This is a genomic window from Nonomuraea corallina (assembly GCF_027620315.1).
Lineage (GTDB): Bacteria > Actinomycetota > Actinomycetes > Streptosporangiales > Streptosporangiaceae > Nonomuraea > Nonomuraea corallina.
On sequence record NZ_JAPNNL010000104.1, the window covers coordinates 1 to 25152 of the forward strand.

The 25152-nt window shown below is 72.6% G+C and carries 27 protein-coding genes and 1 tRNA gene; 15 read left to right on the forward strand and 13 right to left on the reverse strand.

What is annotated here, in order from left to right; translation table 11 throughout:
* Positions 1 to 435: PucR family transcriptional regulator (locus OUY22_RS23355; protein ID WP_270157237.1), on the forward strand; the 435-nt coding region annotated here is incomplete at its 5' end.
* 94 nt (positions 436 to 529) lie between these two features.
* On the opposite strand, the gene OUY22_RS23360 is transcribed toward OUY22_RS23355, so the two are convergent.
* Positions 530 to 1633 (reverse strand): glycosyltransferase, encoded by a 1104-nt coding sequence (locus tag OUY22_RS23360; RefSeq protein ID WP_270157238.1) that lies wholly within the window; start codon positions 1631 to 1633, stop codon positions 530 to 532.
* Positions 1634 to 1740: 107 nt separating this feature from the next.
* Positions 1741 to 3567, reverse strand: coding sequence for a SpoIIE family protein phosphatase (locus tag OUY22_RS23365; protein WP_270157263.1), 1827 nt, complete (start codon positions 3565 to 3567; stop codon positions 1741 to 1743).
* Positions 3568 to 3631: 64 nt separating this feature from the next.
* On the opposite strand from OUY22_RS23365, the gene OUY22_RS23370 reads away from it, so the two are divergent.
* A complete protein-coding gene (locus OUY22_RS23370) occupies positions 3632 to 4351 on the forward strand; it encodes an ANTAR domain-containing response regulator (protein ID WP_270157239.1) in 720 nt (239 codons plus the stop codon).
* On the opposite strand, the gene OUY22_RS23375 is transcribed toward OUY22_RS23370, so the two are convergent.
* Positions 4348 to 4710: an STAS domain-containing protein gene (locus tag OUY22_RS23375; protein WP_270157240.1), complete on the reverse strand. Its 363-nt coding sequence runs from the start codon at positions 4708 to 4710 to the stop codon at positions 4348 to 4350. The two genes, OUY22_RS23370 and OUY22_RS23375, sit on opposite strands and share 4 nt — an antisense overlap.
* Before the next feature lie 170 nt (positions 4711 to 4880).
* On the opposite strand from OUY22_RS23375, the gene OUY22_RS23380 reads away from it, so the two are divergent.
* From OUY22_RS23380 to OUY22_RS23390, 3 genes are all read left to right on the forward strand, one after another.
* On the forward strand, positions 4881 to 5654 hold the full coding sequence (locus OUY22_RS23380) for a SigB/SigF/SigG family RNA polymerase sigma factor (RefSeq protein ID WP_270157241.1): 774 nt from the start codon (positions 4881 to 4883) through the stop codon (positions 5652 to 5654).
* Positions 5655 to 5727: 73 nt separating this feature from the next.
* Positions 5728 to 6090: an ATP-binding protein gene (locus tag OUY22_RS23385; protein WP_270157242.1), complete on the forward strand. Its 363-nt coding sequence runs from the start codon at positions 5728 to 5730 to the stop codon at positions 6088 to 6090.
* The gene (locus OUY22_RS23390) at positions 6087 to 7391 is read left to right on the forward strand and encodes an NAD(P)/FAD-dependent oxidoreductase (RefSeq protein WP_270157243.1); all 1305 of its coding nucleotides are present in this window, start codon (positions 6087 to 6089) and stop codon (positions 7389 to 7391) included. The genes OUY22_RS23385 and OUY22_RS23390 overlap by 4 nt, the downstream gene beginning before the upstream one ends.
* 4 nt (positions 7392 to 7395) lie before the next feature.
* On the opposite strand, the gene OUY22_RS23395 is transcribed toward OUY22_RS23390, so the two are convergent.
* The 5 genes from OUY22_RS23395 to OUY22_RS23415 all read right to left on the reverse strand — a co-directional run bounded on the left by OUY22_RS23395 (position 7396) and on the right by OUY22_RS23415 (position 9910).
* Complete coding sequence (locus tag OUY22_RS23395) at positions 7396 to 7596, reverse strand: hypothetical protein (RefSeq protein WP_270157244.1); 201 nt, start codon at positions 7594 to 7596, stop codon at positions 7396 to 7398.
* 9 nt (positions 7597 to 7605) lie between these two features.
* Positions 7606 to 8736 carry a hypothetical protein gene (locus OUY22_RS23400; protein WP_270157245.1) on the reverse strand — a complete coding sequence of 377 codons (1131 nt, stop codon included), beginning with the start codon at positions 8734 to 8736 and terminating at the stop codon, positions 7606 to 7608.
* Between the two features lie 3 nt (positions 8737 to 8739).
* The gene (locus OUY22_RS23405) at positions 8740 to 9285 is read right to left on the reverse strand and encodes a hypothetical protein (protein ID WP_270157246.1); all 546 of its coding nucleotides are present in this window, start codon (positions 9283 to 9285) and stop codon (positions 8740 to 8742) included.
* 68 nt (positions 9286 to 9353) lie between these two features.
* Complete coding sequence (locus OUY22_RS23410) at positions 9354 to 9779, reverse strand: hypothetical protein (protein WP_270157247.1); 426 nt, start codon at positions 9777 to 9779, stop codon at positions 9354 to 9356.
* A gap of 57 nt (positions 9780 to 9836) precedes the next feature.
* Positions 9837 to 9910 (reverse strand) — tRNA-Pro (locus OUY22_RS23415).
* 148 nt (positions 9911 to 10058) lie between these two features.
* Between OUY22_RS23415 and OUY22_RS23420 the strand changes: the two genes are divergently transcribed.
* Positions 10059 to 10919 carry an NAD(+)/NADH kinase gene (locus OUY22_RS23420; RefSeq protein WP_270157248.1) on the forward strand — a complete coding sequence of 287 codons (861 nt, stop codon included), beginning with the start codon at positions 10059 to 10061 and terminating at the stop codon, positions 10917 to 10919.
* 107 nt (positions 10920 to 11026) lie between these two features.
* Here OUY22_RS23420 and OUY22_RS23425 read toward each other — a convergent pair whose 3' ends face one another.
* Positions 11027 to 12394: a YibE/F family protein gene (locus tag OUY22_RS23425; RefSeq protein ID WP_270157249.1), complete on the reverse strand. Its 1368-nt coding sequence runs from the start codon at positions 12392 to 12394 to the stop codon at positions 11027 to 11029.
* A 140-nt stretch (positions 12395 to 12534) separates the two neighbouring features.
* Between OUY22_RS23425 and OUY22_RS23430 the strand changes: the two genes are divergently transcribed.
* Both OUY22_RS23430 and OUY22_RS23435 read left to right on the forward strand, forming a co-directional pair.
* Entirely contained in the window at positions 12535 to 13248 is a 714-nt protein-coding gene (locus OUY22_RS23430; protein ID WP_270157250.1) for a DUF72 domain-containing protein, read from the forward strand.
* A complete protein-coding gene (locus OUY22_RS23435) occupies positions 13249 to 14217 on the forward strand; it encodes a magnesium transporter CorA family protein (protein WP_270157251.1) in 969 nt (322 codons plus the stop codon).
* 460 nt (positions 14218 to 14677) lie between these two features.
* Here OUY22_RS23435 and OUY22_RS23445 read toward each other — a convergent pair whose 3' ends face one another.
* The 3 genes from OUY22_RS23445 to thrS all read right to left on the reverse strand — a co-directional run bounded on the left by OUY22_RS23445 (position 14678) and on the right by thrS (position 19357).
* On the reverse strand, positions 14678 to 15622 hold the full coding sequence (locus OUY22_RS23445; RefSeq protein WP_270157252.1) for a TAXI family TRAP transporter solute-binding subunit: 945 nt from the start codon (positions 15620 to 15622) through the stop codon (positions 14678 to 14680).
* Positions 15619 to 17880 (reverse strand): TRAP transporter permease, encoded by a 2262-nt coding sequence (locus OUY22_RS23450; RefSeq protein WP_270157253.1) that lies wholly within the window; start codon positions 17878 to 17880, stop codon positions 15619 to 15621. The genes OUY22_RS23445 and OUY22_RS23450 overlap by 4 nt, the downstream gene beginning before the upstream one ends.
* A 103-nt stretch (positions 17881 to 17983) precedes the next feature.
* Positions 17984 to 19357, reverse strand: coding sequence for a threonine--tRNA ligase (gene thrS, locus OUY22_RS23455; protein WP_270157254.1), 1374 nt, complete (start codon positions 19355 to 19357; stop codon positions 17984 to 17986).
* Between thrS and OUY22_RS23460 the strand changes: the two genes are divergently transcribed.
* Positions 19344 to 20342 carry a helix-turn-helix transcriptional regulator gene (locus OUY22_RS23460; RefSeq protein WP_270157255.1) on the forward strand — a complete coding sequence of 333 codons (999 nt, stop codon included), beginning with the start codon at positions 19344 to 19346 and terminating at the stop codon, positions 20340 to 20342. The genes thrS and OUY22_RS23460 overlap by 14 nt on opposite strands.
* 16 nt (positions 20343 to 20358) lie before the next feature.
* Here OUY22_RS23460 and OUY22_RS23465 read toward each other — a convergent pair whose 3' ends face one another.
* The gene (locus OUY22_RS23465; protein ID WP_270157256.1) at positions 20359 to 20814 is read right to left on the reverse strand and encodes an ATP-binding protein; all 456 of its coding nucleotides are present in this window, start codon (positions 20812 to 20814) and stop codon (positions 20359 to 20361) included.
* 157 nt (positions 20815 to 20971) lie between these two features.
* On the opposite strand from OUY22_RS23465, the gene OUY22_RS23470 reads away from it, so the two are divergent.
* From OUY22_RS23470 to OUY22_RS23495, 6 genes are all read left to right on the forward strand, one after another.
* Positions 20972 to 21439 (forward strand): adenylyltransferase/cytidyltransferase family protein, encoded by a 468-nt coding sequence (locus tag OUY22_RS23470; protein WP_270157257.1) that lies wholly within the window; start codon positions 20972 to 20974, stop codon positions 21437 to 21439.
* 27 nt (positions 21440 to 21466) lie between these two features.
* Positions 21467 to 22069, forward strand: a complete 603-nt coding sequence (locus OUY22_RS23475) for a phosphatase PAP2 family protein (protein WP_270157258.1) — start codon at positions 21467 to 21469, stop codon at positions 22067 to 22069.
* A gap of 39 nt (positions 22070 to 22108) precedes the next feature.
* Complete coding sequence (locus OUY22_RS23480) at positions 22109 to 22849, forward strand: DUF427 domain-containing protein (protein WP_270157259.1); 741 nt, start codon at positions 22109 to 22111, stop codon at positions 22847 to 22849.
* A 55-nt stretch (positions 22850 to 22904) separates the two neighbouring features.
* Positions 22905 to 23324 (forward strand): GntR family transcriptional regulator, encoded by a 420-nt coding sequence (locus OUY22_RS23485; protein ID WP_270157260.1) that lies wholly within the window; start codon positions 22905 to 22907, stop codon positions 23322 to 23324.
* Complete coding sequence (locus OUY22_RS23490; protein WP_270157261.1) at positions 23321 to 24166, forward strand: ATP-binding cassette domain-containing protein; 846 nt, start codon at positions 23321 to 23323, stop codon at positions 24164 to 24166. Before OUY22_RS23485 ends, OUY22_RS23490 begins: the two co-directional genes overlap by 4 nt.
* The coding region (locus OUY22_RS23495) for an ABC-2 transporter permease (protein ID WP_270157262.1) at positions 24163 to 25152 on the forward strand (990 nt) is incomplete at its 3' end. The genes OUY22_RS23490 and OUY22_RS23495, both read left to right, overlap by 4 nt.

The window sequence follows — 25152 nt, forward strand, 5'->3', positions numbered from 1 at the left end:
GTCGCCCGGACCGTCCAGGCCGCGTACGGGACCGCGGCGGGCATCGGCGACCCCCGGGAGGACCCGGCGGACGCCTGGCTGAGCTGGCGGGAGGCGCGCCAGGCGCTGCGCGTGGCCGAGAGCTTCCCCCGCCACGCGCCGATCGCCCGCTGGGCGGAGCTGGGCGCGCACCGGCTGCTGGCCCGGCTCGGCGGCGACGACCTGCGCGAGCTGGCCGAGACGGTGGCGGCGCTCGACCCGGAGCTGGCCCGCACCGTGGAGGTCTACCTCGATCTCGGCGGCCACGCCCAGAAGGCCGCCGCCGAGCTGGGCATCCACCGGCAGACGCTCTACTACCGGCTGAGCAAGGCCGGACGGCTCACCGGCCGCGACCTGTCCGACGGCGACGACCGGCTCACCGTCCACCTCGGCCTGAAGGCGGCCCGGCTGCGCTGACCGTTCCCGGCACACGTGCGAAGGCCCGCCACCGGCCGGAGGACCTTGACGGTCTCCTCGGTGGCGGGCCCTGACGAGGGTCGGCCGGGGAAGCCTAGGCGCAGGCGGCCTCGTACACGCGGACCAGCTCCTGGCTGACGCGCTCCCAGGAGTAGCGGGAGCGGGCGCGGTCGGCGCCGGCGTAGCCGAGTGCGGTGCGCAGGGTGGGGTCGGTCAGCAGCTCGCGGGCCAGCCTGGCGGTGCGCGAGGGGCGGTCCGGCGGCACCAGCAGGCCGGTGACGCCGTCGATGACGGAGTCGAGGTGGGCGCCGACGGAGGAGGCGATCACCGGGACGCCGCAGGCCATGGCCTCCAGCGCCACGATGCCGGTGGGGGCCTCGCGCGGCACCGTCACGACCGCGTCGGCGCTGCGCATGAGCTTGGGCACCGCGGCCCGCTTGACCTGGCCGAGGATCGTCACCCGGGAGGCCACGCCGAGCTGCTCGGCCAGGGCGCGCAGGCGCCGCGCGTCCAGGTCGTCGTCGAGCTGCTCGGGGTCGGGGCCGCCGGCCAGCACCAGCTCCACGTCGGGCAGGCCCTGCAGGGAGCGCACGATCGTCTGGGCGCCGCGCTCCGGGGTGAGCGGGCCCACGTGCACCAGCCGCTTGGTGGTGCCACGGGAGGCGGTCACCCCCTGGCGGTGGAAGCGCTCGGTGTCCACCCCGTACGGCACCACGGCGATGTGGTTGCGCGGCACGCCGATCCGGATCAGCGCCGACTCCTCGTCACCCGAGCCGGCGATGACGGCCCTGGCCCGGCGGCCGAGAGCCCGCTCCAGGGTCACCCGCGCGGGGTCCACGGTGTGGAAGGAGTGCGCCACCGGAACGTCCAGGTCCTTCGCCCCCGCGACGGCGGCCAGGCCACCGGTCCACGAGTGGGCGTGGATGACATCGGGGCGGTCCTGCCGCCACCGCTTCATCAGGTACTCGCCGACGTCGTTCAGGTACGGCGCCACTTCGTTCGCGCTCAGGTCACGAGCCGGACCCACGTCGATGTGCTCCACCGTGACCCCCGGGGCCACCCGCGTCTTGGGCTTGCCCTCGGAGCTGTTACGGCGGGAGTAGATCGTGACGTGGTGGTCACGCCCGAGCTCACGGGCCACAGAGAGAATGTGGTGGCGCTTGCTGCCGGAACCGGAGGCGACGATCGCGATATTCATGGCACACCTCAGCGTGAAAAAAGCTCTCAAGGTGTGCCTGCGTCTTAGGCACGACTGTGTCTACGCCGACAATACCCGTATTCCCGAAGTTCGCAAACCCATGCCTGTCAGATTCCGCGGAGCGCCAGCACCACGATCTCGTCCCACACCTGCCCGCCGGAGAAGGCGTTGCGGTCGGCCTCGATGGCCTTGACCATGGCGGACGGCGCCTGACCAGCGCATCTGCTCAGCACGTCGGCCAGCCGATCCTCCCCGTACGGCTCGCCCCGCTCGTTCCTCGACGAGATGAGGCCCTCGGAGTAGAGCACCATCGTCTCGCCCACGCCGAGCGTGATCTCCTCGGTGCAGGTCTCGGCCTCGGCCGCGATGCCCAGCGGCACCCCGCCGCCCGCCGTGAACCGCACGTAGCCGTCGGGCTGCACCAGCGCGGCCGGGTGATGGCCGGCCGACGACATGCGGATCCTGCGACCGGAGACGAACCCGGCCACGGCCATGACGAACAGGCCGGTGCCCTGCTTGACCAGCGCCTCGTTCACCTTGCGCACCACCGGGTCCGGTTCGCGTTCCCAGACGCTCAGCACCCGCAGCCCGCCACGCACCATGGCGCTGACCGAGGCGGCCTCCTCGCCCTTGCCCGCCGCGCCGCCGAGCGCGAACCCCCAGCCGCCGGGAAGCGGGAACACGTCGTAGAACTCCGCGCCGACCGACGCGCCCGGGTGGTAGACGGCCGCGGCCTCGTAGCCGGGCACGTCGGGCAGGCTGCGCGGGACCACGCTGGCCGTCAGCGCGTCGGCCGCGCGCGAGCGGCTGCGGAAGCTGTGCTGCGCCCGTACGGCCATGCCGAGCTGCAGCCCGACCTCCTGCATGACGCTCAGGTCGGCCAGCGTGAACGGCGGGCGGTCATGCGTGCGCACCAGCGTCAGCACCCCGTCGCCGCGGCCGATCGGCACGCACAGCAGCGAGCCCGCGCCCATGACCGTCAGCACCGGCCCGTCGGCGCAGAACCCGAGCAGCGACTCGTCGTCGACCATCTCGTGCACCACGCCGGAGCCGCGCTCCAGGACCTGGGCGACCACCTGGGCGCCGGCCGGGTCGCTCGACTCCACCTGCCGGACCACCTCGCTCACCGGCTGGTTCTTGGGACCCATGACGACCGAGCGCCGCGGCAGGCCGTCGCGCACGAGGTCGGCCACCACCCAGTCGGACCACTCGGCCGCCAGCAGGCGGGTGGCGCGCGGCAGCGCCACCGGCTGGCGCAGCGCCTCCTCGTCCAGCAGCAGCGCGGCCATCCTGGCCAGCAGGTCCTGGCGCCTGGCCGCCTCCAGCAGCGCGGTGCCGTCGGTCTCCTCGGGGCGCCGCCGGCCCGGCTCGGGCAGCTGCACCTCGATCGGCAGCGCCACCAGCGCCACCATCTGCTGCGGCTCGCCCGGCATCGTCAGCCGCGCCATGGCGAGCTGGACGACGTGCGCCCGCCCCTGGTGGGCCAGCCTGGTCTCGAACGCCGCCGGCTGGCCGGTGCTCAGCACCGCGGTCAGGTGGGACCGGAACGCGGCCCGCCGTGAGACGTCCACCAGCAGCGGGAAGGACCGGCCCACCAGATAGCCGTCGGGGCTGCCCAGCAGCCGGGAGGTCTCGGGGTTGATCCGCCTGACCATGCCGCCGCCGTCGAGGACGATCACCGGCACCGGGAAGGCCCGGAACACCTGCCGCAGCAGCTTCAGCTCGCGCTGGGAGCCGTCCTTCTTGCCGGACTGCCGTCTGGGACCCTTGCTGAGCTGCTCACGCGCCTCGGCCAGCAGCTCGACGGCGGTGTCGAGCTCCGCCAGGGCGGCGTCGAGCGTGGGCGCGAGGTCCGAGGGATAAGCTGCCCTGGCCTCACGCAACGATGAGACGCGCCCTGTCAGCGCGTCCAGGGCGTGTTCGAGGTCCGGCATGGTCACCCTCCGACGCTACGCCACCCGGGATAATGGTGGCCATAAGGGGTAGATGCTTGCTGTTATGGAATCCACCGCGATGATCACTCCCGGGCTCGCCCGCGACCTCGCGTCGCTGGGCAGGCTGGGAGAGGCCACCTCCACCGAGACCGTACTCCGGGGCCTGACCACCGCGCTCGCGGCCGGCGTTCCCGGTTGCTCCGGTGGTTCGGCCGAACACTGGCGCGACCGGCGCGTCCTCACCTCCGGCTCGCACAGCGAGCTGATCACCCTGGTCGAGGGGGAGCGTGAGATCGGTGAGGGGCCCTCCGCCGAGGCCAGGAATACGGAGGCCCGGGTCGCCGTCGCCGACGTGCTCACCGACACCCGCTGGCCCCGCTACGCCGCCCTGGCCACCCGCTGCGGCGTGCGCTCGGTGCTCGCCGTGCCCATCAAGGTGCCGCCCGCGCTGCTGATCGTCGGCCTCTACTCGGTGCGCCCCGAGGCGTTCTCCCCGCAAGGGGCGCAGTCGCTGGCCGAGATGCTGACCGAGCAGGTGGGCGTCGCCATGGCCAACATGTGGGACTTCGACGAGGTCCGCACCGACGCGGCCCAGCTCCAGGAGGCGCTGGCCGGCCGCGCCCTCATCGACCAGGCCAAGGGCATCATCATGCAGACCAGCGGCTGCACGGCCGAGGCCGCCTTCGAGGAGCTGCGCAGGATCTCCCAGCACCATCAGGTGAAGGTCGCCGATCTGGCCCGGCTTCTGGTCGAGGAGCACCAACGCAAGAACCGCCGTCGCTAGCCCATGGCCGCCAGCGCGTCGTCGAGCGTGTCGTAGATCGGCAGCCGCTGCGCCAGCCCGGTGATCCACATCACCTTGGACTTGGCGTACTCGACACCGATGAGCGCGAACTTCGTTCCGGAGCTGAGGCTGGTCTGCCAGTGATGGACGATCAGCCCCAGCGCGCGCGAGTCCATGAACGTCACCCCGGCCAGATCGAGGATCAGATTCGGACCGGCCAGGGAGAGGTAGTCCGCGAATTGCTCGCGCGTGGTGGCGTCGAGCACACCGTCGACCTTGATCACGGCAATCTCGTCAACGGTGGACGACGTCAAGCTCAGGGCCGCCGTGGACCCTTCGCCGTTCTCGGGCACAGTCACGGGGCAACCTTACTGTTACTCAAGAAGAGAGGAATACTTCTTCGTATGTGGGGGATACTGGTGTCCGAAGTCCAGCAGAGGGCTTTCGTCTCGAACGTTGAGCGAGGCGTGCCTCTGCATGGGCTTTTTACCCTGTAGAGGCCGCCTGCTACCCCATATGAGGAGCAGCGATGGCTGTGCAGGAACTCGTCCTCGAAGAGATGACCGCCGAAGAGCTCCTGGCCGAGATGGTCAGGGAGGGCACCCCCGACAGTCTCAGGGAACGGCTCCGCGAGCGCATCGTGGAGATGCACCGGCCACTGGCCATGGAGATCGCCCGCCGCTACCGCTACCGCGGTGAGCCGCTGGAGGACCTGCTCCAGGCGGCGTACGTCGGGCTCATGAAGGCGATCAACGGCTTCGACCCCACGCTCGGCCACGCCTTCCGCGGCTACGCCGTCGTCACCATGACGGGCGAGGTCAAGCGCCACTTCCGCGACCGCACCTGGGCCATCCGGGTGCCCCGCCTCTACCAGGAACGCCGCTCGGAGCTGAACCGGCTCGTCGCCGACCTCAGCCAGGACCTCGGCCGCTCGCCGACCGTCGCCGAGCTGGCCGCGAAGATGAACATCTCGGAGGAGGACGTCCTGCTCACGCTCGACGCCTCCGCCGCCTACAGCACGCTCTCGCTGGACGCGCCGCTCGGCACCGACGACGACGCCGCCTCTCTCGGCGACGTCATCCCGGAGGACGACGACACGCTCAGCACCATGGTCGACCGCGAGGCCGTCAAGCCGCTCATCGACGCGCTGCCCTCGCGGGAGAAGCACATCCTGCTGCTGCGGTTCTTCGGCAACATGACGCAGGCCGAGATCGCCGCCGAGTTCGGCATCTCGCAGATGCACGTGTCCCGGATCCTCCGCAAGGTGCTCGACCAGTTGCGCGCAGAGCTCATGGTCGGTTGAGGGGGATCGCCGGGTGATGACAGAGGAGATCGATCCTCGGGCGGGCTCGGGGGGCCCGCCACCCGGCGCGCGCGTGCGGAGGCTGCATTTCCGGCTCCCGGACCTGCCTCGGGTCCGGGAGTTCGCGGCGTGCGGGGCGCTGGAGCTGGGCATGCGCAAGGAGGCCGTCGACGACTTCGTCATCGCCGTCAACGAGGTGGCCACCAACGCGGTCACCCACGGTGACGACGCCGCGCGCGTACGGCTATGGTCCGACTCGGGGGAGATCGTGATCGAGGTGCACGACGGCGGCACCTGGAAGCCGGGCCCGCAGCCCGGATCGGTGGGCGGCATGGGACTGTGGGTGGCCCGCCTCCTGGCGTCCGACCTCACGCTTCGCGTCGGAGGCGACGGAAGCACCGTGATCATGAGATTCCCGGGCAAAGCTGATGTATGACCACACGCATCCTCATCGTCGGCGGCGGCTACGTCGGCATGTACACAGCCCTGCGGCTGCAACGCGCGCTGCGCCGTGACGAAGCTCTCATCACGGTCATCGACGCCGACTCGTACATGACCTACCAGCCGTTCCTCCCCGAGGCCGCCGCCGGCAACCTCGAACCCCGCCACGTGATCGTCCCCCTGCGCCGGGTGCTGCGGCGCTGCCGCGTCATCAACGGCTGGGTCACCAGGATCGACACCGCCTCCCGCACCGTGGACTTCGAGCCCCGCCCGGGGGAGGCGCGCCGGATCGGCTACGACCTGCTCGTGGTGGCGGTCGGCTCCATCTCCCGCACCCTGCCCATCCCCGGCCTGGCCGAGTGCGGCATCGGGTTCAAGACCGTCGAGGAGGCCATCCACCTGCGCAACCAGGTGCTGGCCCAGCTCGACCTGGCCGCCTCCACCGACGACCAGGCGACCCGCCGCCGGGCGCTCACCTTCGCCTTCGTCGGCGCGGGCTACGCCGGTGTCGAGGCGATCGCCGAGCTGGAGGACATGGCCACGTACGCCTGCCGCTACTTCCCGTCCATCGAGCGCTCCGACATGTCGTGGTACCTCATCGAGGCCACCGGCCGGATCCTGCCCGAGGTCGGCCCCGAGATGGGCCGATGGACCCTGGAGCAGCTACGCGCCCGCGGCATCGACGTCCGCCTCGGCACCCGCCTGAACTCCGCCGAGAACGGCCACGTCGAACTCGACGACGGCACCTCCTTCGACACCGCCACCCTCGTCTGGACCGCCGGGGTCAAACCCCACCCCGTCGTCGGCTCCGGCGACCTGCCCCTCGACGAGAAGGGCCGCGTCAAGGCCACCGCCGAACTCACCGTCGAAGGCCACGAGGACGTCTTCTGCGCCGGCGACAGCGCCGCCGTGCCGGACCTCACCCGCCCCGGCGAGTTCTGCGCGCCCAACGCCCAGCACGCCGTCCGCCAGGCCAAGGTCCTCGCCGGCAACGTCGTCGCCACACTCCGCGGCCGCCCCCGCGTCCCGTACCGGCACGCCTACGCCGGCTCGGTCGCGAGCCTCGGCCTGCACAAGGGCGTCGCCCAGATCTACGGCCGCAAGCTGCGCGGGCCGCTCGCCTGGTTCGTGCACCGCACCTACCACCTGTCCAGGATCCCGACCTTCAACAGGAAGGTGCGGGTGCTCGTCGACTGGACGCTGGCCCTGTTCTTCCCACGTGAAACGGCCGCGCTCGGCGCACTCAGCGATCCCCGCAGGGAGTTCGAGTACGCCGCGCGCGGCCGCTCTTCCTGAACCGTCAGCGCCGGGTACGGCCGCGCCAGCCGCCGCCCCCGTAGCTCTTCACGCTGGCAGTGCCGATCCCGGCCTGGTGGAGGGCCAGGAGCGTCAGCCCCAGCAGCATGAAGGTGGTGCCGGAGATGTTCCCGGCGATGCGCGCGTCCAGCAGGTCCAGGAGGAAACCCAACCCGAAGACGATCGCCGACACTATCGCGAGCATGTCATCCTCCTACTTCGTCTCGTGCTGAACGGACGCCACGTTCTGGTGCGGCGCCTGGTGAGTGCCGGCCGTGCCCCCGCCCAGGCCGGACGCGGGGGTCAGGCCGGACGCGGGACTCAGGCTCGACGTGCTTCCGGAGCCCGAGAGGGTGAGCAGTCCCTCCAGCACGCCCCGGTACTCGCGCAGCGCCTGACGGAGCCGCTCGGTGTCGTCGCCGCCGTCGCCCTTCCAGCCCTCGCGCAGCTCGCTCGTACGGGAGTTCAGCGCGTTCGTCACGGAGTCGACGATCTCGCCCACGAGACCGTCGGCGCGCTGCACCGCCTCGGCCGGGTCGTCCACGAACGAGGCCTGCACGTCGCGCCAGCGCGACTGCACCTCGGCCGGGTCCTGGTCGAACAGGGTGAAGGCCGGGGGAGCGGCGTGCGCCGGGGTCTCCCCGGCGGGCAGGCCGGTCCCGGAGGCGGAGCCGGTCACCGGCTCGACCTCCGTCACCATGCCCGGCCGCAGGTCGTCCGCGTCGTCACGCGGGGCGTCCGGGTCGTGCGGGTCGTGCGGGTCGTGCGGGTCGTGGCGCACGTCGTTCGCGCCGGCGTCCGTGACGAGATCCCCGGTGCGCCGGTTGTCCGCGTCGTTGTGCCCGTCCTTGTCGAGATCGTTGTGCACGTCATTGTGCACGTCATTGTGCACGTCGTTGTGCAGGTCGTTGTGCAGGTCGTTGTCCGGGTCTTGCAGGCCGTCCGTGCGGGTCCGCGTGTCGTCGGGGTCGTGGCGCAGGTCCCGGTCGTCGCGGAGGTCCGCGTCCGTCCGCACGTCACCGGAGTCGTTCAGGTCGTCGCGGGGGTCGCCAGTGTGCTGGGGGTCGCCCGTGTCGTGGAGGTCACGTGTGTCGTCGGAATCGTGACGGGTTCCGTCGCGCAGGTCGTGACGGTCGTCGTCGTAGGGGTCGGCGGGCGCCGGATGAGGGCCGGTGTCGCCGGGGGAGGAGGTCGTGGACGCCACCAGCACGTCCTCGTCGTTCCTGCCGTACGGGTCCCGGTGGGTGCCGTGGACCGTGTCGTGGTCGGTGTGCTCGCTGTCGTTGTCGTCCCTGACCTGCTGGTCAGTACGCTGCGGCGGCACGTTGAACTCGTCGCGGGTCATGCGTCACCGTCCTCGGGTCTTCTCGTGCAGCAGGTCCTCGAACAGCTCGCGGTAGTGCACCATGGCCTGGCGCAGCTCCTCGGTCGTGGCCTCGTCGCGGCCCGCGCGCTCGCTGATGTCGTGCGCCTTCCGGTAGTGGGTCAGCGTCTCGGCGTGGCCCACCGACAGGTCGGCGATCCGCTGGTGGAAGTCCTCGGTCGGGTAGCCGCGCTCGGCCATGACCTCGGTCACCAGCTGGTCGGCCTCCGTCACGGCGGACCCGGGCGCGTCCACGAAGCGCTCCTGCACGATGGCCCACCGGTTGGCGTAGGCGTCGCGGGACTCTTCGGAAAGGGGCTTGATGTCCAGTTCGGCATGGCGCTGTTCGCGGGCGATCAGCTCCTGCTCCGCCTCGCGCTTGCTCTCGTGCTCGGCCACCGTCCGCTCGTACTCGGGGCCGAAACGGCTGCGCAGCCGGCTGCGGCGCTGCTGCTGCACGACCACGTAAGCCACCGCGGCGACCGCCACGATCGCGACCACGACGACGGCCACCCAGATCAAGGTGTCCATATTGTTCGCCTCCGGTCTCTCTTCTTGAGACCGCGCACTTCCCCGTGAAACACCCGTGAAACGCTGCGTCAGCGCTCTTCGAGCGCCTTTTTCGCGGCGTCGAGGACGGTTGCGACGTGGGAGCCGTCAGGGGCGGCAGGGATCTCCACGAAGCCGGTCGCCGGGTCGTAGGCGACGTCGAGCCCGGCGTCGGTCAGCCGCGCCGCCCACCGCAGGGCGGTGTTGAGCCGCTCGGGCGCGGGCGGCCTGCCCTGCGCCGCCGCGGACAGGTTGCGCAGGTTGGTGGCCGGCCCCGACTGGGCGTGGGCGCGCGCCAGCTTCCACGGCAGCGCCCGGCTGTGGTCGAGCATCGGCTTGGCCAGCCCGGCGGCCCGCTTGGCCTGCAGCACCCCGGACTCGGTGACCCCGAAATGGGTGGCCAGCTCCTGAACGGTCAGCCCTCGGGCGACCAGCTCGGCCAGCTCGGCCCGGTCGACGGTCGGCCTGCGCCCCATGTGGCCACCTCCGACAGAAACCCGACCATCGTGACGATGATCGGGTGAAATATCGTGTCGGGACGACAGGATTTGAACCTGCGACCCCCTGACCCCCAGTCAGGTGCGCTACCAAGCTGCGCTACGTCCCGTTGCTCCCCGAGCTGTTCACTCGGCTCCGCGGGGAAAACATTACCATGCGCCACGGACCCCTCCACGCCACCTTTTTCGCCGCCGGACCGGGACCCCGGCCGGGAACCGCGAGGAGGCGCCCCGGCCAGGGGACCTTAGAGTGTCCGCATGGGCATGGTGGGGACGGTCGGGCTGGTGCTACACCCGCAGCGCGACTCCAAGGAGGCGATCGACACCATCCTCGGCTGGGCTGCCGCCCACGACGTCACGGTGCTCGGGCTGCCCGACGAGGTGGGACGGATCGACTGCAGCGCGGTCGCGGTGGACGCCGAGAGCCTGGTGGAGCGGGCCGACCTGCTGGTGAGCCTGGGCGGTGACGGCACCATGCTGCGCACGATGCGGCTGATCGCCGGCCGGGAGACGCCGGTGCTCGGCGTGAACCTGGGGCGGCTGGGGTTCCTCGCCGAGATCGACGTGGCCGAGCTCGCGGGGGCGCTGTCGGCGATCGACCAGCACCGCCACACCGTGGAGCCGCGGATGGCCGTGCGGACCTGCCTCCGTGGACGCGAGGAGCTGACGGCGTTCAACGACATCGCGCTGGTGCGCACCCCCGGCGAAGGGCTGGCGGCGGTGACGGTAACGCCGGCCGGTCACCCGTTCGTCAACTACGCGGCCGACGCGGTGATCGTGGCCACCTCCACCGGGTCCACCGCCTACAGCTTCTCGGCCGGCGGCCCCGTGGTCTCGCCGCGGGTGGAGGCGGTGCTCGTGGTGCCGGCGGCGGCTCATTCGGCGTTCAACCGGGCGCTGGTGCTGCCCGCCGACGAGGAGGTCACGCTGGAGCTGCTGCCGGCCAGCGGGCGGCTGGCCGTCGAGCTGGACGGCGCGGTGGTGGGGCACGTCGGTCCCGGCGACCGCGTCACGGTGACGGCCTGCCCGGGCGCGGCCAAGGTGGTCCGGCTCGGCACCACGTTCTACGAGCGCGCCCGCCGCAAACTCCGCGTCGACGGCAGCGCCGAGATCACCTGAGGCCCACCCGCCGGGCTCGGCCGGGGCCGCGGGTCACGGAAGCGTGCGGGCTCGGCCGTGGCCGCGGGAGCGCTCGTGAAGGCGCGTGCCTGGGGTCCGGCCCGGGGTTACGGAGGGGTGCCGGCGTCGCGGCGGTGGCGGGCGCGCCGGGGGACCGGCCGGTCGGCGTACGGGCCGTCCTGAGAGGATCGCCGGTCACTGTACGGGCTGGCCGGTGAGGATCGCGGGGAGGGCGTGGTGCGGGTGTCCGCGAAGAAGGAGTCGCCGGAGGTTCGTGGCGTGGGCTCGCCGGGGGCGGGGGCGGGCGCGGGGGCCGGGACGGCGGCGGCCGGGGGCGCGTGGCGGGAGGTGACGAGCGCGGCCAGGGCCGTGGTGATCGGCACGGCGGAGATGAGACCCAGCGTGCCCACCACGCTGCGGGCCACCTCCTGGGCGATGACCGGCGTGGTCAGCACCTCGCCCAGCGGCTGCTCGCCGATGCTGAACAGCAGCAGCAACGGCAGCGACGCCCCCGCGTAGGCCAGGATGATCGTGTTGATGACCGAGGCGATGTGCGCCCGCCCGATCCGGCTGCCCGCCCGGTAGAGGCGGCGGAACCCGTAGGAGGGGTTGGCCGCCGCCAGCTCGGACACGGTCACCGACTGGGTGACCGTCACGTCGTCGAGCACCCCCAGCGCGCCGATCATGATGCTGGCCAGGAGCAGCCCTTGGGTGTCGATGGACAGGCTCATGTCGAGGGTGAAGGAGCTGTCGTCGGTGATCCCGCTCAGCTTGGCGATCCCGATGACCGCGTACGAGAGCGCGCCGGTCACGGCGAGGCTGGCCAGCGTGCCGAGCACCGCCATCGAGGTCGCCAGCGTGAACCCGTGCGTCAGGAACAGCACCGACAGCATGATGGCCGAGGCGCCCACGATCGCGACCAGCATCGGCGGCTCGCCCGCCAGGATGCCGGGGATGACGAACGTCAGCAGCAGCACGAACGTGATCGCCAGCCCCACGAGCGCGGTGACGCCCCGCCACCGCCCGAAGGCGATCACCGCCAGCGCGAACGCCGCCCCGAGCAGCAGCAGCGGCGCCGACCGGTCGTGGTCGGACAACTGGTAGGCGGGCATGCCCTCCTCGGCCTGCGGGTTGTGCAGCAGCACCACGTCGTCGCCAGCGGCGAAGCGCTGGGAGCCCGGCCCGCTCGGCAGCGGGACGGTGACCTGGCCGCCCTCGTCGCGTCCCTCGGCGACGGTGACGGTGGCCTGGCCGCAGGTCGCCGGGTGCGGCTTGGGCGCGCCGGGCTCGGTCTCCCCGCAGGGCTCCAGCGCGATCGCGGTGATCGTGCCGCCCAGCCGCTGGAACCCGGCCTGCTGCTGGGCCGGCTCCAGCCGTCCCTCCGGCCACAGCCACACCAGCGCCGCCAGCGTGGCGACCGCCAGCGGCAGCAGAACGGCCAGCGTGGCCACGACGGCCCGCCGCGACGCGGGCACGGCGGCGTCCTGCCCGCGACCACGCCCTCCATCATGCGCGTGACCGTGCGCGTGATTGGCGCCCATCCCCGATCAGGCCTCCTCCTCCGGTCGGCGAGTGCGACAGTACTGCACCCCCGTGGGGCGGGTAGGCCATCGGCATGGCGATGCTGGTGGGGACCTCGGGATGGCAGTACGCGGACTGGCGCGGCGTGCTCTATCCCGAGGGGGTGCCGCAGCGGCTCTGGCTGGAGACGTACGCGGAGACGTTCGCCACGGTCGAGAGCAACAACGCGTTCTACCGGCTGCCGAAGCGTGAGACGTTCGCCGGGTGGAGCGAGCGGACCCCCGACGGCTTCGTGATGGCGGTCAAGGCCAGCCGTTACCTCACCCACATCAGGCGGCTGGACGAGCCGGAGGAGCCCGTGGCCAGGCTGATGGCGGCGGCGGCGGGACTGGGCGGCTCGCTCGGCCCGGTCCTTCTGCAGCTCCCGCCCACGCTCAGGGCCGACCACGGCAGGCTGGAGCGCTGCCTGGGCTGCTTTCCCGCCGAGGTCCGGGTGGCCGTGGAGTTCCGGCACGACTCCTGGTGGACCGCCGGGACCCGGGAGATCCTGGAGGCCCGGCAGGCCGCGCTGTGCTGGGCCGACCGTCGCAACCGGCCGCAGAACCCGTTCTGGCGGACCGCGCCCTGGGGATACGTGCGGCTGCACGAGGGACGGGCCGCCCCCGGCCCCTCGTACGGGGACGCGGCGCTGAGGACCTGGGCCGGGCGGGTGCGCGAGGCGGGCTGGCGCGACGCGTACGTGTACTTCAACAACGACCCCGGCGGCGCGGCGGTGCGGAACGCCGAGCGGTTCGCCACACTGATCTAGATGCGTACACGTCTGTACCGGGACGGCCGGCTGGAGAAGGAGAACTTCCCCTTGGCCGAGATCTCCGACCACCTGGCCGACCGGCGCACCACGGTCTGGGCCGACCTGGTCCGGCCGGCGCCCGCGGAGCTGGCGGCGCTCGGCGACGCGCTGGGGCTGCACGAGCTGGCCGTCGAGGACGTGCTCAGCGATCACCAGCGCCCCAAGATCGACATTTACGACAACCACCTGTTCATCACGGTGTACGCCGTGCGTTTCGACGGCGGCCGGTTCGTCCCCGCCGAGATCGACGTCTTCGTCACCGAGACCGCCCTGGTGACCATACGGACGGATCCTGGTCTGGACCTGGACGAGGTGGTCCGGCGCTGGGACGGCGCGCCGCACCTGGCCTCGAACGGGGTGCTGTTCCTGCTGCACGGCCTGCTCGACTGGGTGGTCGACGGCCAGCTGGACCTCGTGCTCGACCTGGACGCCCGGGCCGAGGACCTGGAGGAGGCGCTGTTCGAGGAGCGGCCCTCGGACGCCAAGCTGGTGCAGCGCAGGATGTACGAGCTGCGCAAGGTCGCCACCCGCTTCCGGAAGATCGCGATGCCGATGCGCGAGCTCATCGGCACCCTGCTCCACCGCGACCGGGGCGCCCTGCACGGCTCGGACATGGCGCCCTACTACCAGGACGTGTACGACCACGTGCTGCGCACCGCCGAGCTGCTGGAGTCGCTGCGCGACCTGCTGGCCAACCTGCGCGAGACGCGCCTGGCCCAGCAGGGGTTCCGGCTCAACCAGATCATGAAGCGGCTCACCGGCTGGGCGGCCATCATCGCGGTGCCCACCGCCATCACCGGCTTCTACGGCCAGAACGTGCCCTTCCCCGGCTCCGGCGAGGCGTGGGGGTTCTGGGCGTCGCTGGTGCTGGTGGCCGCCACCTCGGTGACGCTGTACGCGGTGTTCAGGAAGAACGACTGGTTGTAGGGCGGCGGGCAGGGCTCACCGCGGTCCTCCAGCGTCAGGCCGGCCCGGACCGTGACCTCGCGGGCCGGCTCCGGGTCGCCGTCGCGCGGGTACAGCGGCAGGCAGCGCCCGCCGGCGATGAGCGTCCTGCGCCCGATCGGGGTGGCGATCAGCGGCAGTTCCCCGTACGAGACGGGAGTGTCCAGCCGCAGCAGCCACGCCCCCTCAGGGGTGCGGGACCGCGTCCCCTCCAGCGCGTAGTAGTCGAGCACGCCGCCGCCCGCCGAGACCACGGCCCGCATGGTGAGCCGGCCGCCCTCGGCGGTGAACAGCTCCGCCGAGGGCGCCCGGTAGATCGAATGGACGTACGCGAGCGCGAACGCGCCGGAAGGGGGCAGCACCAGCCCGTTGACGGCCGGGCGCCCGGCTCCGCAACCGGAACCGAGCGCCAGCACCGCGAACAGGGAGAGGGCTAATCTGATCAGCTCTTCTCCTGGAAGTAACGGGCCGCGCCCGCGTGCAGGGAGACCGGCTGGACCTGCTGGGCGAGCTCCGGGTCCAGGTTCTCCGCCTCCGGATGCACCGCGATCAGCTCCTGCTTCTTCTCGAACAGCGTCCGGGTGATGTCGTAGGCGAGCTGCTCGTCCATGGAGTCGGGCACCAGCAGCACGTTGGCGATGCCGACCGTCCGCACCTTGCCGTCGAGCTTGTAGACGTCCATGGCGATGTCGAGCCCGACGTACTGCTCGCCGTACTCGCGCTGCATCTCCGCCAGCACGTCGGAGGTGTCGAGGATCTTCATGTCGGGCTTGCTCGTGGCCAGGTCCACCACGCCCGCGGTCGGCAGGCCGCCGACCCAGAAGAAGGCGTCGACGGTGCCGTCCTTGACCGCCTGCACCGACTCGTTGATCGACAGCTGCTGCTTGCTGATGTCGGTGTCGGGATTGAGCCCGGCCGCCTCCAGCATGCGCCTGGCCACCACCTGCGTGCCGGAGTTCGGCGGGCCGAGCGAGACCGTCTTGCCCTTCAGGTCGGCCACCTTGTCGGCCTTGACGCCGGGGGCGACCACGACGTGCGAGTAGTTGTCGTAGATCCTGGCCAGCGCCTTGACCGGCTGCTTCTCGGTGAAGGAGCCGGTGCCGTTCACCGCGTCGGCCGCCGTGTCGGTCTGGGAGAAGCCGATGTCGGCCTTGCCGGTGGCCAGCAGCTTGATGTTCTCGATCGAGGCCGAGGTGACCGAGGCGGTGGCCTGGGTGTTGGCGATGTTGGCCGACAGCTGCTTGGCCAGGCCGCCGCCGTAGACGTAGTAGACGCCGGTGGTGCCGCCGGTGGCGATCGACAGCCGGTTGCCCGAGCCGCCGCCCGAGCCGCCGCCGCAGCCCGCGATCAGGCCGGCCACGGCGAGCACCGCAAGTATCCGCTTCACGCTGGGACGCTCCTTCTTCGGATGAGGTGAACCACCGCCGCGACGGCCAGCACCGACAGGCCCGCGACGATCGGGACGGGTTCGAGGAACAGCAGCAACACCGCGGCCACCGCCGCCAGCAGCCGCTCGGGAGTGCCGGCCAGGCCGCCGGTGGCGACGGCCAGCGCGGCCACCGCGACGGCGGAGACCGCCGTCATGAGCAGCACCAGGCCGAACGGGCCCTGCCCGAGCAGCGCCTGGCCGTTCGGCGTGAGCACGAACGCGAACGGCACGAGGAAGGCCGGCAGCGTGTAGCGCCAGGTCATCATCATCGTCCGGTACGTGTTGCCGCCGGTGATGGCGGCGGCCGCGACCGCGGACAGCGCCGTCGGCGGGCTCACCTCGGACAGCACCGCGTAGTAGAAGATGAACATGTAAGCCTCGGCCTGCGCCACGCCGAGGGCCATCAGGGCCGGCGCGATGATCACCGCCGCGATGATGAAGCTGGCGGTCACCGGCACGGCCAGGCCCAGCAGCATGACGGCCAGGGCCGCCAGGACGGTGGTGAGGATCAGGTTGCCCGCGGCCAGGTCCACGATGATCGAGCTCAGGTTGAGGCCGAGCCCGGTCTGCGTGATGACGCCGACGATGATGCCCGCCGCCGCGCACACCGCGGTCACCGGGAGCACCTCCAGCGTGCCCTTGGCCAGCGCCTGGCCGACCCGCTTGGGGCCCATCCGGTGGGCCGGGTCCAGGAACGACAGGGCGAACGCGATCACGGTCGCGATCACCACCGCCTGGAACGCCGAGCGGTCCAGCGCCATCAGCACCACGATGAGCACGAGCGAGCTGAAGTGGTAGCCGAAGCGCAGCAGGAGCCTGCCGATCCCGGGCGCGTCCACCCGCACCGCCTGGGTCCTGAACCGGCGCGAGTCGATCTCGATCGCCAGGAAGATGCCCAGGTAGTAGAGGATCGTGGGGACGGTCGCGTAGATCAGCACCTGCAGGTAGCTGACGCGCATCACCTCGGCGATGATGAACGCCGCCGCGCCGAGCGTGGGCGGCGACAGGATGGCGCCGATGCCGCCGGCGGCCAGGATGCCGCCGGCGGGCTCTCGCGGGTAGCCCGCGCGGCGCAGCACCGGCCAGGCCACGCTGCCCAGGCTCACGGTGGTCGCCACGCCCGAGCCGGACACGGTGCCCAGCAGGAAGCCCGCGGTGGTGACGGTGCGGCCGGGGGCGGAGCGGGACTTGCGGAAGGCGGCGAAGCTCAGGTCGATGAAGAACTTGCTGGCGCCGGAGAAATCGAGCACCGCGCCGTAAATGGTGAACAGGATGATGTAGGTCGCGGCGACCTGGAGGGGTACGCCGAAAAAGCCTTCGGTGCCCGTATAGAGCTGGGACACGATCTGGTCGAGATCGAAACCTCGGTGGCCGATCGTCCAGTCAATGGGCAAATATGACCCGAAATAGGCATACAGAAGGAAAATGGCGCAAATGATGGAGAGGACCGAGCCGACCGTGCGGCGCACCGCCTCCAGCAGGAGCAGCGTCAGCCCGAGGCCCGCGATCACGTCCAGCTCCGACAGCGCGGCCCCCGACCCGCGGTCGCGGAACGCCTCGATGTCCGCCAGCGGGTACAGCAGCACCGCCAGCGACGCCAGCGCCAGCAGCCAGTCGGCGACCGTCGGCCACTCACCCTTCGCCCGCCCGGCCTCATCCACCCCGACCGCTCCGCCCCCTTCGGCCGCCGCTCCGCCCGCCTCCCCGGCGACCTGGACCCCGGCGGGCTGCGCCTCAGGGGTCATCTCCACCGTCGGCGCCCCCGCCGGGCCGGGCGGGTCGCCGATGACCACCGTGTCCGCGTTCGCTCCCTTGTGCGCCGGGAACTCGCGCAGCGTGGGCGCGTCCGGCAGCACCGAGGGAGCGGAGACCTCCAGCGTCGGGGCGTCGCCGAGGGCGAGCGCCTTGGCGTCCGGATGCGCCTCCGCCCCCGCGGGCGGCCCGTCAGGACGGGTGAGACGCGAGAGGAGCCTGCGCAGCGGCGGCCCCAGCCCCGACCGGTAGCAGAGGAAGACCAGCGGCAGCGCCACCGCGAGGAAGGTCATCCGGTGCTGCAGCGCCTCGACCGGCCAGAACACGACGGCGATCGAGTAGGCCGACAGCAGCCCGCCGATCATCCACACGCCGGCCCGTAACGGGCCGGCGAGCCGCCGGGCGGGGCGTTCTTGTTCGCCGGCCGCGACCAGCGCGGCCTCGCGGTCGCTCAGTTCCGTCAAAACGGCTCCTCCCACGGGGGCGCCACGGGGGCGTTCGTGGGCAATTTACGAGCCGTTCATCGCGGAGGGAAGACTCCTTAACACTCCTTTGATGTACGTCGGCTCAGGAAAATCGCGGGCGGCATCCGGCCGCCAATTCCGGCACCGGCACCGGCCCGGCCTGGCTCCCGTCCCGCAGCCGTACCGCCGCCCCGCCGCCGGCCGCCTCGCGCGGCCCGACCACGAGCTGGTACGGAACGAACCGGTTGGCCCTGATGCGGGCGCCGAGGGTGCCCCGGGAGGGTTCGACCAGCTCGGCCCGCATCCCCTCCGCCACGCAGCGCCGTACCACGTCCCGGGCGGCGGGCACCTCGGCGTCCGACAGCGGCAGCACCACCGCCTGCACCGGCGCCATCCAGGCGGGGAACGCGCCGCCGTGCACCTCGATCAGGTGCGCGACCAGCCGCTCCAGGCCGCCCACCACGCTGCGGTGCACCATCACCGGCCGGTCGCCGCCGTCGTGGCGCAGGTCGAAGCGCTCCGGCTGGAAGTAGTCCACCTGCACGGTCGACAGGGTCGCCTCACGCCCCGCCGGGTCCGCGATCTGGATGTCGATCTTCGGGCCGTAGAAGGCGCCTTCGCCGCGCTCCTCGTCGAAGGCGCGCCCGCGCCGTACGAGCACCTCCCGCAGGATCGCCTCCGCGCGGTCCCACATCCGCGCGTCGTCGACGAACTTGGCGCCCTCGCCGCGCAGCGACAGCCGGTAGCGGGCCGCCCCGACGCCCAGCTGGGCGTGCGCCGCCTCGATCAGGTCGAGCGCGGCCGACACCTCGCCGGACGCCTGCTCGGGCCGGCAGAACACGTGCCCGTCGTTGAGCTGGATGGCCCGTACCCGGCTCAGCCCGCCGAGCACGCCCGACAGCTCCGAGCGGTACATGCCGCCCAGCTCCGCCAGCCGCAGCGGCAGGTCACGGGCCCCGCGCTGCCGGGAGCGGTAGACGAGCGCGTGGTGCGGGCACAGGCTCGGCCGCAGCACGAACTCCTCCCCGCCCACCCGCATCGGCGGGAACATGTCCTCGGCGTAGTGCGCCCAGTGCCCGGACCGCTCGTACAGCTCGCGTTTGCCCAGCACGGGCGAGTTGACGTGCTGGTAACCGGCGCGGCGCTCCAGCTCGTACACGTAGTCCTCGACGGCCTTGCGGACGGCGGCGCCCGCCGGCAGCCAGAAGGGCAGCCCGGAGCCGATCAGCGGGTCGGTGTCGAAGACGCCCAGCTCACGGCCGAGCCTGCGGTGGTCATTCATGATCGTCCTTTGCGTGGAAAGGGCGAACGACCGATCTTCCCGGGCATTCGCCCGGGAGCAGGAATCAGCGCGCCGGGACGAGGTCCGGCGTCGTCGTGACGAGAGCGCGCTGCATGGGTCCGACGATACAGCCTGACTCCGGACACCGCCCGCGGAAAAGATCTCGGTGGTATAAAGAACCGTGGCCGAGATCACCTTGAACGTCCGCCAGCTGAGTGCGTTCGCCGAGGTCGGCTACCAGGTGGCCGCCGGAGCCGGTGGCCACGGCCCGCGCGAGGCCCACAGCGCCCACGGCGCGATGGCCGCGCTGCGCGAGCTGGTGCCGGTCGACGCCTACGAGTTCGTCGCCTACGACCCCGCCACGGGCCGCCACCGCAGTGTCGCCTCCGACGGCCACGGGCGCCTCGACGGCGACGCCGCGGAGGAGTACACCGCGCTGGAGGCCTACCGCAGGGCGGTCGCCACCCGCCGGCCGGTGGCGATGCCGCAGCCGGGCACCGAGCGCTACTTCCGCCGCCACCTGGAACCCTACGGGTGGCGGGCAGGGCTGACGGCGCCGCTGTTCCTGGCCGAGGGGCGCTACACCGGCCTGCTCCACCTGGCCACCCGCGGCGCGTTCCCCGCGCGGACCGCTCCGCTGGTGACGGCCGTCAGCCCGATGCTGGCGCACGTCACCGACCTCACCCGGTGCGTGATCGACCCGGTGGGGCTGCCGCCCGGGTTCAGCGCGGTCGCCTTCGACCGGGCCGGCACCCTGCGCGAGGTGCCCGGCCGGCCGGTCTCCGAAGCGCTGCGCACCGAACGGGCGATGGCCGCGTACGCGCGCGCCTTCATCGACTCGCGTGAGCTCGGCCGCCACGGCCTCTGGCTCGACCGGCGCGGGCAGTGGCGCGAGACCCGGCTGCTGCGCGCCGGCGTCGGCTACCAGGGCTCGGTGCAGGGCGCGGTGGTGGCCGAGCGGCCCTGCTCGCTCCCGTACGAGCTGACCGGGCGCGAGATCGACGTGCTCACCCGGGTGGCGGCGGGCGACTCCAACCCGCAGATCGCCGCCGCGCTCGTGCTCAGCGTCCGCACCGTCACCACGCACCTGGAGCACATCTTCGCCAAGCTGGCCTGCGACAGCCGCACCCGGCTGACCACCAAGGCGCTGGCGGAGGGCCTGTGCCGGCTCGACGTCTGACCGGCCCTGTCCGCGCCTAGACCCGTTCGGCGGTCCAGCCGGCCGGGACCGTCACGAGCAGCAGCTCGAACCAGACCGTCGTCGTCCCGTCGCCGCGGGTGTAGCCCCAGCGGTGGCTGAGCGCCTCCAGCATCGGCAGCCCGCGCCCGCCCGTGGACCGCAGGTCGGCGCCGCACGCGCACGGCGGGCCGTCCGAGCCCGCGTCCTCCACCGACACCAGCACCGTCGCCCCCTGGCCGGCGTCGCCGCTCGCGCGCAGCCGGACCGTGAACGTGCCGCCGGCGCCCGAGCGGGTGTGCAGGACCGCGTTGGTGGCCAGCTCGCTGGTCAGCAGCGCGCAGTCGTCGTGCAGCGGGTGGTCGCGGCCGAGCGTGTCGGCGACCAGGCTTCTGGCCCGCGCGACCGCCGCCGGGTCTCCGGGGAAGCGGACCTCGAGGTCCTGCTCGGGCTGCTGAACGTCCGGTCCTGCCACGCTGACCCCCTGTTTCGGCGACGTTGTTCGACGCGCGAACCCGCGCTCACGGGTTATCGCGAAAAGGTAGGAATCGCCTTTCCGCGCCTCGCCTGTCGGGAAGCCGCTCCGGACCTTGTACGCTGCGATCGACGAGTCGACTAGGAGGAGTGCCTGCGTGAGCAGCCTGGAGGCCGTCTGGGTGCAGCGGTACGACCACCCGGGGGCATCGGTCGTGACCGGCGTTTTCGACATCCTGCACGTGGGCCACGTGCGCTATCTCGGCGCGGTGGCGGCCCGCGGGCTGCCGCTGGTCGTCGGCGTCGAGGACGACCCGCGCGTACGGGCATGGAAGGGCCCGTCGCGGCCGTTCAACCCGGCGGCGGAGCGGGCCGAGGTGCTGGCCGCGCTGCGCGCGGTGACCGGCGTGTTCATCGTCACCGGCCCGCCCGAGGCGCACGGGCCCGAGGACTACATCGACCTGCTGGCGCCGATGCGGCCGGGCGCGCTCGCCCACACCGCGGGCGACCCGCACGCGGGCGGCCGCCGCGCCGCCGCGGCGTTGCTGGGGGCCGACTGCTGGGAGATGGAGGCCATCCCCGACCGCTCCACCACCCGCATCGTCAACGCGGCCGGCAAGGGTTAGGGCGCCGGGGCGGCGGGGCGTGGTCGCGTGACCTTCGTGGACCTGACGGCCGATCGGCTCGCGCGCGGGGTCACCGACCTGCTGGCCCCGCAGGTGCTGGTGATCGCCATGCCGCCGGCCATCGGCCTGCTCGCCCAGGGCTGGGCGGGGGCCGCGTGGGGGCTGGTGGCCTCGGCGCTGTGCGGCGGCGTCCCCGCCGCGGTGATCGCCGCCGGAGTGCGCTCCGGCCGCCTCGACTCCCACCACATCGTGGACCGCGCCCGCCGGCCGGGGCCGCTGCTCGCCGCCGTGGCCGGGGTGCTGGGCGCGCTGGTGCTGCTGGCCTGGCTGGGCGCGCCCCTGCTGCTGATGGCCGTCGTGACCGCGATGCTCGCCGCGCTGGCGGTGACCGTCCCGGTCACCCTCCGATGGAAGATCTCCTTCCACGCCGCGGTGTGCGCCGGCACGGTCGTGGTGCTGGCGTACGTGCTGCCCGCCGCGCCGGTCCTGTCGGCCGGGGCGGCGGTGGTGGCGCTGGTCTGCTGGGCCAGGGTCCGGCTGACGCACCACACCCCTGCCCAGGTGGCGGTGGGCGCGGCCGTGGGGGCGCTCGTCACGTGGGCGACGCTGACGGCCTTCGGCGTGGACTGACAGCGGAATAAGCTCCGCGCGCGCCGGGGTTGCCGGGGTATGGACGCCGTGAGCCGTGGCCGGGTCCGCGTCGAGGGCTCGGCCAAACGTGTCAGGACCTATCTGGGCGGGCATCCCGCCGCCGACACCACCCGCGCCCTGCTGGTGTGGGAGATCCCGTACTACCCGACGTACTACCTCCCGCTGGAGGACGTCACGGCCGAGCTCAAGCCCACGGGCGCCGTCGAGCGCTCGCCGAGCCGGGGTGACGGCCTGGTGCACACCGTGGCGGCGGGCGGCAAGGAGGCGGCCGGCGCCGCCCTCACCTTCCCGGACTCGCCGCTGGAGGCGATCAGGGGGCACGTCCGCTTCGCCTGGGACGCCATGGACGCCTGGTTCGAGGAGGACGAGCAGGTGTACGTGCACGCGCGCAGCCCGTACACCCGCGTCGACATCCTGCCCAGCTCCCGCCACGTCCGGGTCGAGGTGGGCGGCGTGACGGTGGCGGACTCGCGGCACGCCCGCATCCTGTTCGAGACCGGCCTGCCGCCCCGCTACTACCTGCCCAAGACGGACGTCCGGCTGGACCTGCTGGAGCACACCGGCACGGTGACCCGCTGCCCGTACAAGGGCACCGCCGAGTACTGGTCGGTCAACGGCGAGCCGGACCTGGCCTGGTCGTACCCCACCCCGCTGCCGGAGAGCGGGCGCGTCGCCGGGCTGATCGCCTTCTACGACGAGAAGGTCGACACCTACGTGGACGGGGTGCTCCAGGAGCGCCCGAAGACGCCGTTCGGTTGACAGGGCGCCGCCTTTCCACCACTCTTTCACTACTTCATTAGTGAAAGGGTGCTATGTGGAGTTCCAGTTGGACCGCGGGTCCGGAGTGGCGACGTACCTTCAGCTCGTGCACCAGGTCAAGCAGGCGCTGCGGCTGGGCACGCTGCGTCCCGGCGACCAGCTTCCCACCGCGCGCGAGGTCGTCGAGAAGCTGGCGATCAACCCCAACACCGTGCTCAAGGCCTACCGCGAGCTGGAACGCGAAGGGCTGGTGACGGGCCGGCCCGGCCTGGGCACGTTCGTGGAGCGCGGCGTGGGCGGGGCCGGCCTCGCCGAGCACGCGCGGCTGCGGCGCGGGCTGGCAGCCTGGGTGCGCGAGGCCAGGGACGCCGGGCTGGACCAGGAGGACCTGCGGGCGCTGTTCGCCGCCGTGCTGTCCGACACCGCGCTGTCCGACGGCCAGCGGGAGGGCGCCGGGCGGGAGGGCGCGGCATGAACGCGCCGATCCTCGAGGTGACGGGGCTGGGCATGCGGCGGCGGCGCCGCTGGGCGCTGCGCGACTGCTCGCTCGCCGTGCCCGCCGGCCGGGTCGCCGCGCTGGTCGGCCCCAACGGGGCCGGCAAGTCCACGCTCATGCTCGCCGCCGTCGGCCTGCTCGCCCCGGAGCGGGGGAGCGTGACGGTACGGGGGAGCGTCGCCTTCGTGGCCCAGGACAAGCCGCTGTACGAGTCGTTCACCGTCGCCGAGACGCTGGAGTTCGGGCGGCGGACGAACCTCCGGTGGGACGGCGAGGGCGCGCGGGACCGGCTGGACGCGCTGGGCGTCCCCCTCGGCGCCAGGGCCGGCCGGCTGTCCGGCGGGCAGCAGGCGCAGCTCGCCCTCACCCTGGCGCTGGCCAGGATGCCCGACCTGCTGGTGCTGGACGAGCCGCTGGCCAATCTCGACCCGCTGGCCCGGCACGACGTGATGCGCACGCTCATGGGCGAGGTGGCCGCGCGCGGGCTGACCGTGCTGCTGTCGTCGCACGTGGTCGCCGATCTGGAGGAGACCTGCGACTGGCTGGTCCTGCTCAACGGCGGCAGGCTGCAGGTCAGCGGCGACATCGACGACCTGCTCGCCGGGCATCTCGTGCTTTCCGGCCCGGCCGGGGACGCTGAGGGCCTGGACGCGGTCTCCGCCTCCGTGACCGGCAGGCACGCCACGCTGCTCGTCCGCGGCGAGCGCGCGCCGGACCCGCGCTGGAGCGCCCGCCGGCCGACCCTGGACGAGCTGGTCATGGGCTACCTGCGCAGCCCGGCGACCTCGGCGCTGCCCGGCCCCGTGGCGGTGGAGCGATGATCTGGGTCACCTGGCGCCAGCACCGGGCGCAGCTCCTGGTCACCGCCGGCTTCCTCGTCGTGCTCGGGCTGCTGCTGCTCAGCTCCGCGACCGAGGCCCGGAGCTTCGTGTCCCGCTACCTCCCTGGCCACTGCCCTGGGGGCTCCGACTTCTGCGCGTCGGTGGAGGTGGCGGTCGGGCTGGGGGAGCGCTACGACGCCGTCTACACGCTGTTCGGCTGGATGCCGCTGGTGCTGCCCGCGCTGATCGGCGCGTTCTGGGGGGCGCCGCTGCTCGGCAGGGAGTACGAGCGCGGCACCCACCGGCTCGCCTGGACGCAGGGGATCCCGGTGCGGCGCTGGCTCGCGGTCAAGCTCGGCCTGCTGGGCGGCGCGGTGGTGGCCGGCGGGCTGCTGCTGTCGCTCATGGTGGGCCTGTGGCGGCCGGTGTTCCGTGAGGGGATCGACTCCGGGTTCGGCAACATCGGGGTGTTCAACATGACCGGGGTGGCTCCCGCCGCGTGGTGGTTGTACGCGTTCGCGCTCGGCGCCTGCGCCGGGGCGCTGCTGCGGCGCACCCTCCCGGCGATGGCGCTGGTGGTGGCGGGGGTGGCGGTCACCATGGTCGCGCTGTTCGGGCTCAGCGACCACTACGCCGTGCCGGAGCGGGCCGTGCTCACGGACGCCGTCGTGCTCGACGACCCCGACGCCCGCCTCGTGGACGCCGGCTGGATCGACCCTTCGGGGCGGGCCGTCGACGCCCCCACGGGATGCGAGCGCCCCTTCGACGGCAGGAGGACCGAGGCGTGGCACGCCTGCCTGTTCACCCAGGGCTACACCTACGCAGTCAGCTACCACCCGCCGGAGCGGTTCTGGCGCTTCCAGTGGACCGAGGCGGCCATCCTGACGGCGGCCTCCGCCCTGCTGATGGCCGGGACCGTGCGCCCCCGGGGGGGGGGCCCCGGGGGGGGGGCCGGTCGGGCGAGGCGTGCCGGAAGGGGTCGTCGC

Coding starts and splice junctions, on each gene's coding strand:
- OUY22_RS23360 (WP_270157238.1), bottom strand. CDS start 1,633: ATGAATATCGCGATCGTCGCCTCCGGTTCCGGCAGCAAGCGCCACCAC.
- OUY22_RS23365 (WP_270157263.1), bottom strand. CDS start 3,567: ATGCCGGACCTCGAACACGCCCTGGACGCGCTGACAGGGCGCGTCTCA.
- OUY22_RS23370 (WP_270157239.1), top strand. CDS start 3,632: ATGGAATCCACCGCGATGATCACTCCCGGGCTCGCCCGCGACCTCGCG.
- OUY22_RS23380 (WP_270157241.1), top strand. CDS start 4,881: ATGGCTGTGCAGGAACTCGTCCTCGAAGAGATGACCGCCGAAGAGCTC.
- OUY22_RS23390 (WP_270157243.1), top strand. CDS start 6,087: ATGACCACACGCATCCTCATCGTCGGCGGCGGCTACGTCGGCATGTAC.
- OUY22_RS23395 (WP_270157244.1), bottom strand. CDS start 7,596: ATGCTCGCGATAGTGTCGGCGATCGTCTTCGGGTTGGGTTTCCTCCTG.
- OUY22_RS23400 (WP_270157245.1), bottom strand. CDS start 8,736: ATGACCCGCGACGAGTTCAACGTGCCGCCGCAGCGTACTGACCAGCAG.
- OUY22_RS23405 (WP_270157246.1), bottom strand. CDS start 9,285: ATGGACACCTTGATCTGGGTGGCCGTCGTCGTGGTCGCGATCGTGGCG.
- OUY22_RS23410 (WP_270157247.1), bottom strand. CDS start 9,779: ATGGGGCGCAGGCCGACCGTCGACCGGGCCGAGCTGGCCGAGCTGGTC.
- OUY22_RS23420 (WP_270157248.1), top strand. CDS start 10,059: ATGGGCATGGTGGGGACGGTCGGGCTGGTGCTACACCCGCAGCGCGAC.
- OUY22_RS23430 (WP_270157250.1), top strand. CDS start 12,535: ATGGCGATGCTGGTGGGGACCTCGGGATGGCAGTACGCGGACTGGCGC.
- OUY22_RS23435 (WP_270157251.1), top strand. CDS start 13,249: ATGCGTACACGTCTGTACCGGGACGGCCGGCTGGAGAAGGAGAACTTC.
- OUY22_RS23480 (WP_270157259.1), top strand. CDS start 22,109: ATGGACGCCGTGAGCCGTGGCCGGGTCCGCGTCGAGGGCTCGGCCAAA.
- OUY22_RS23490 (WP_270157261.1), top strand. CDS start 23,321: ATGAACGCGCCGATCCTCGAGGTGACGGGGCTGGGCATGCGGCGGCGG.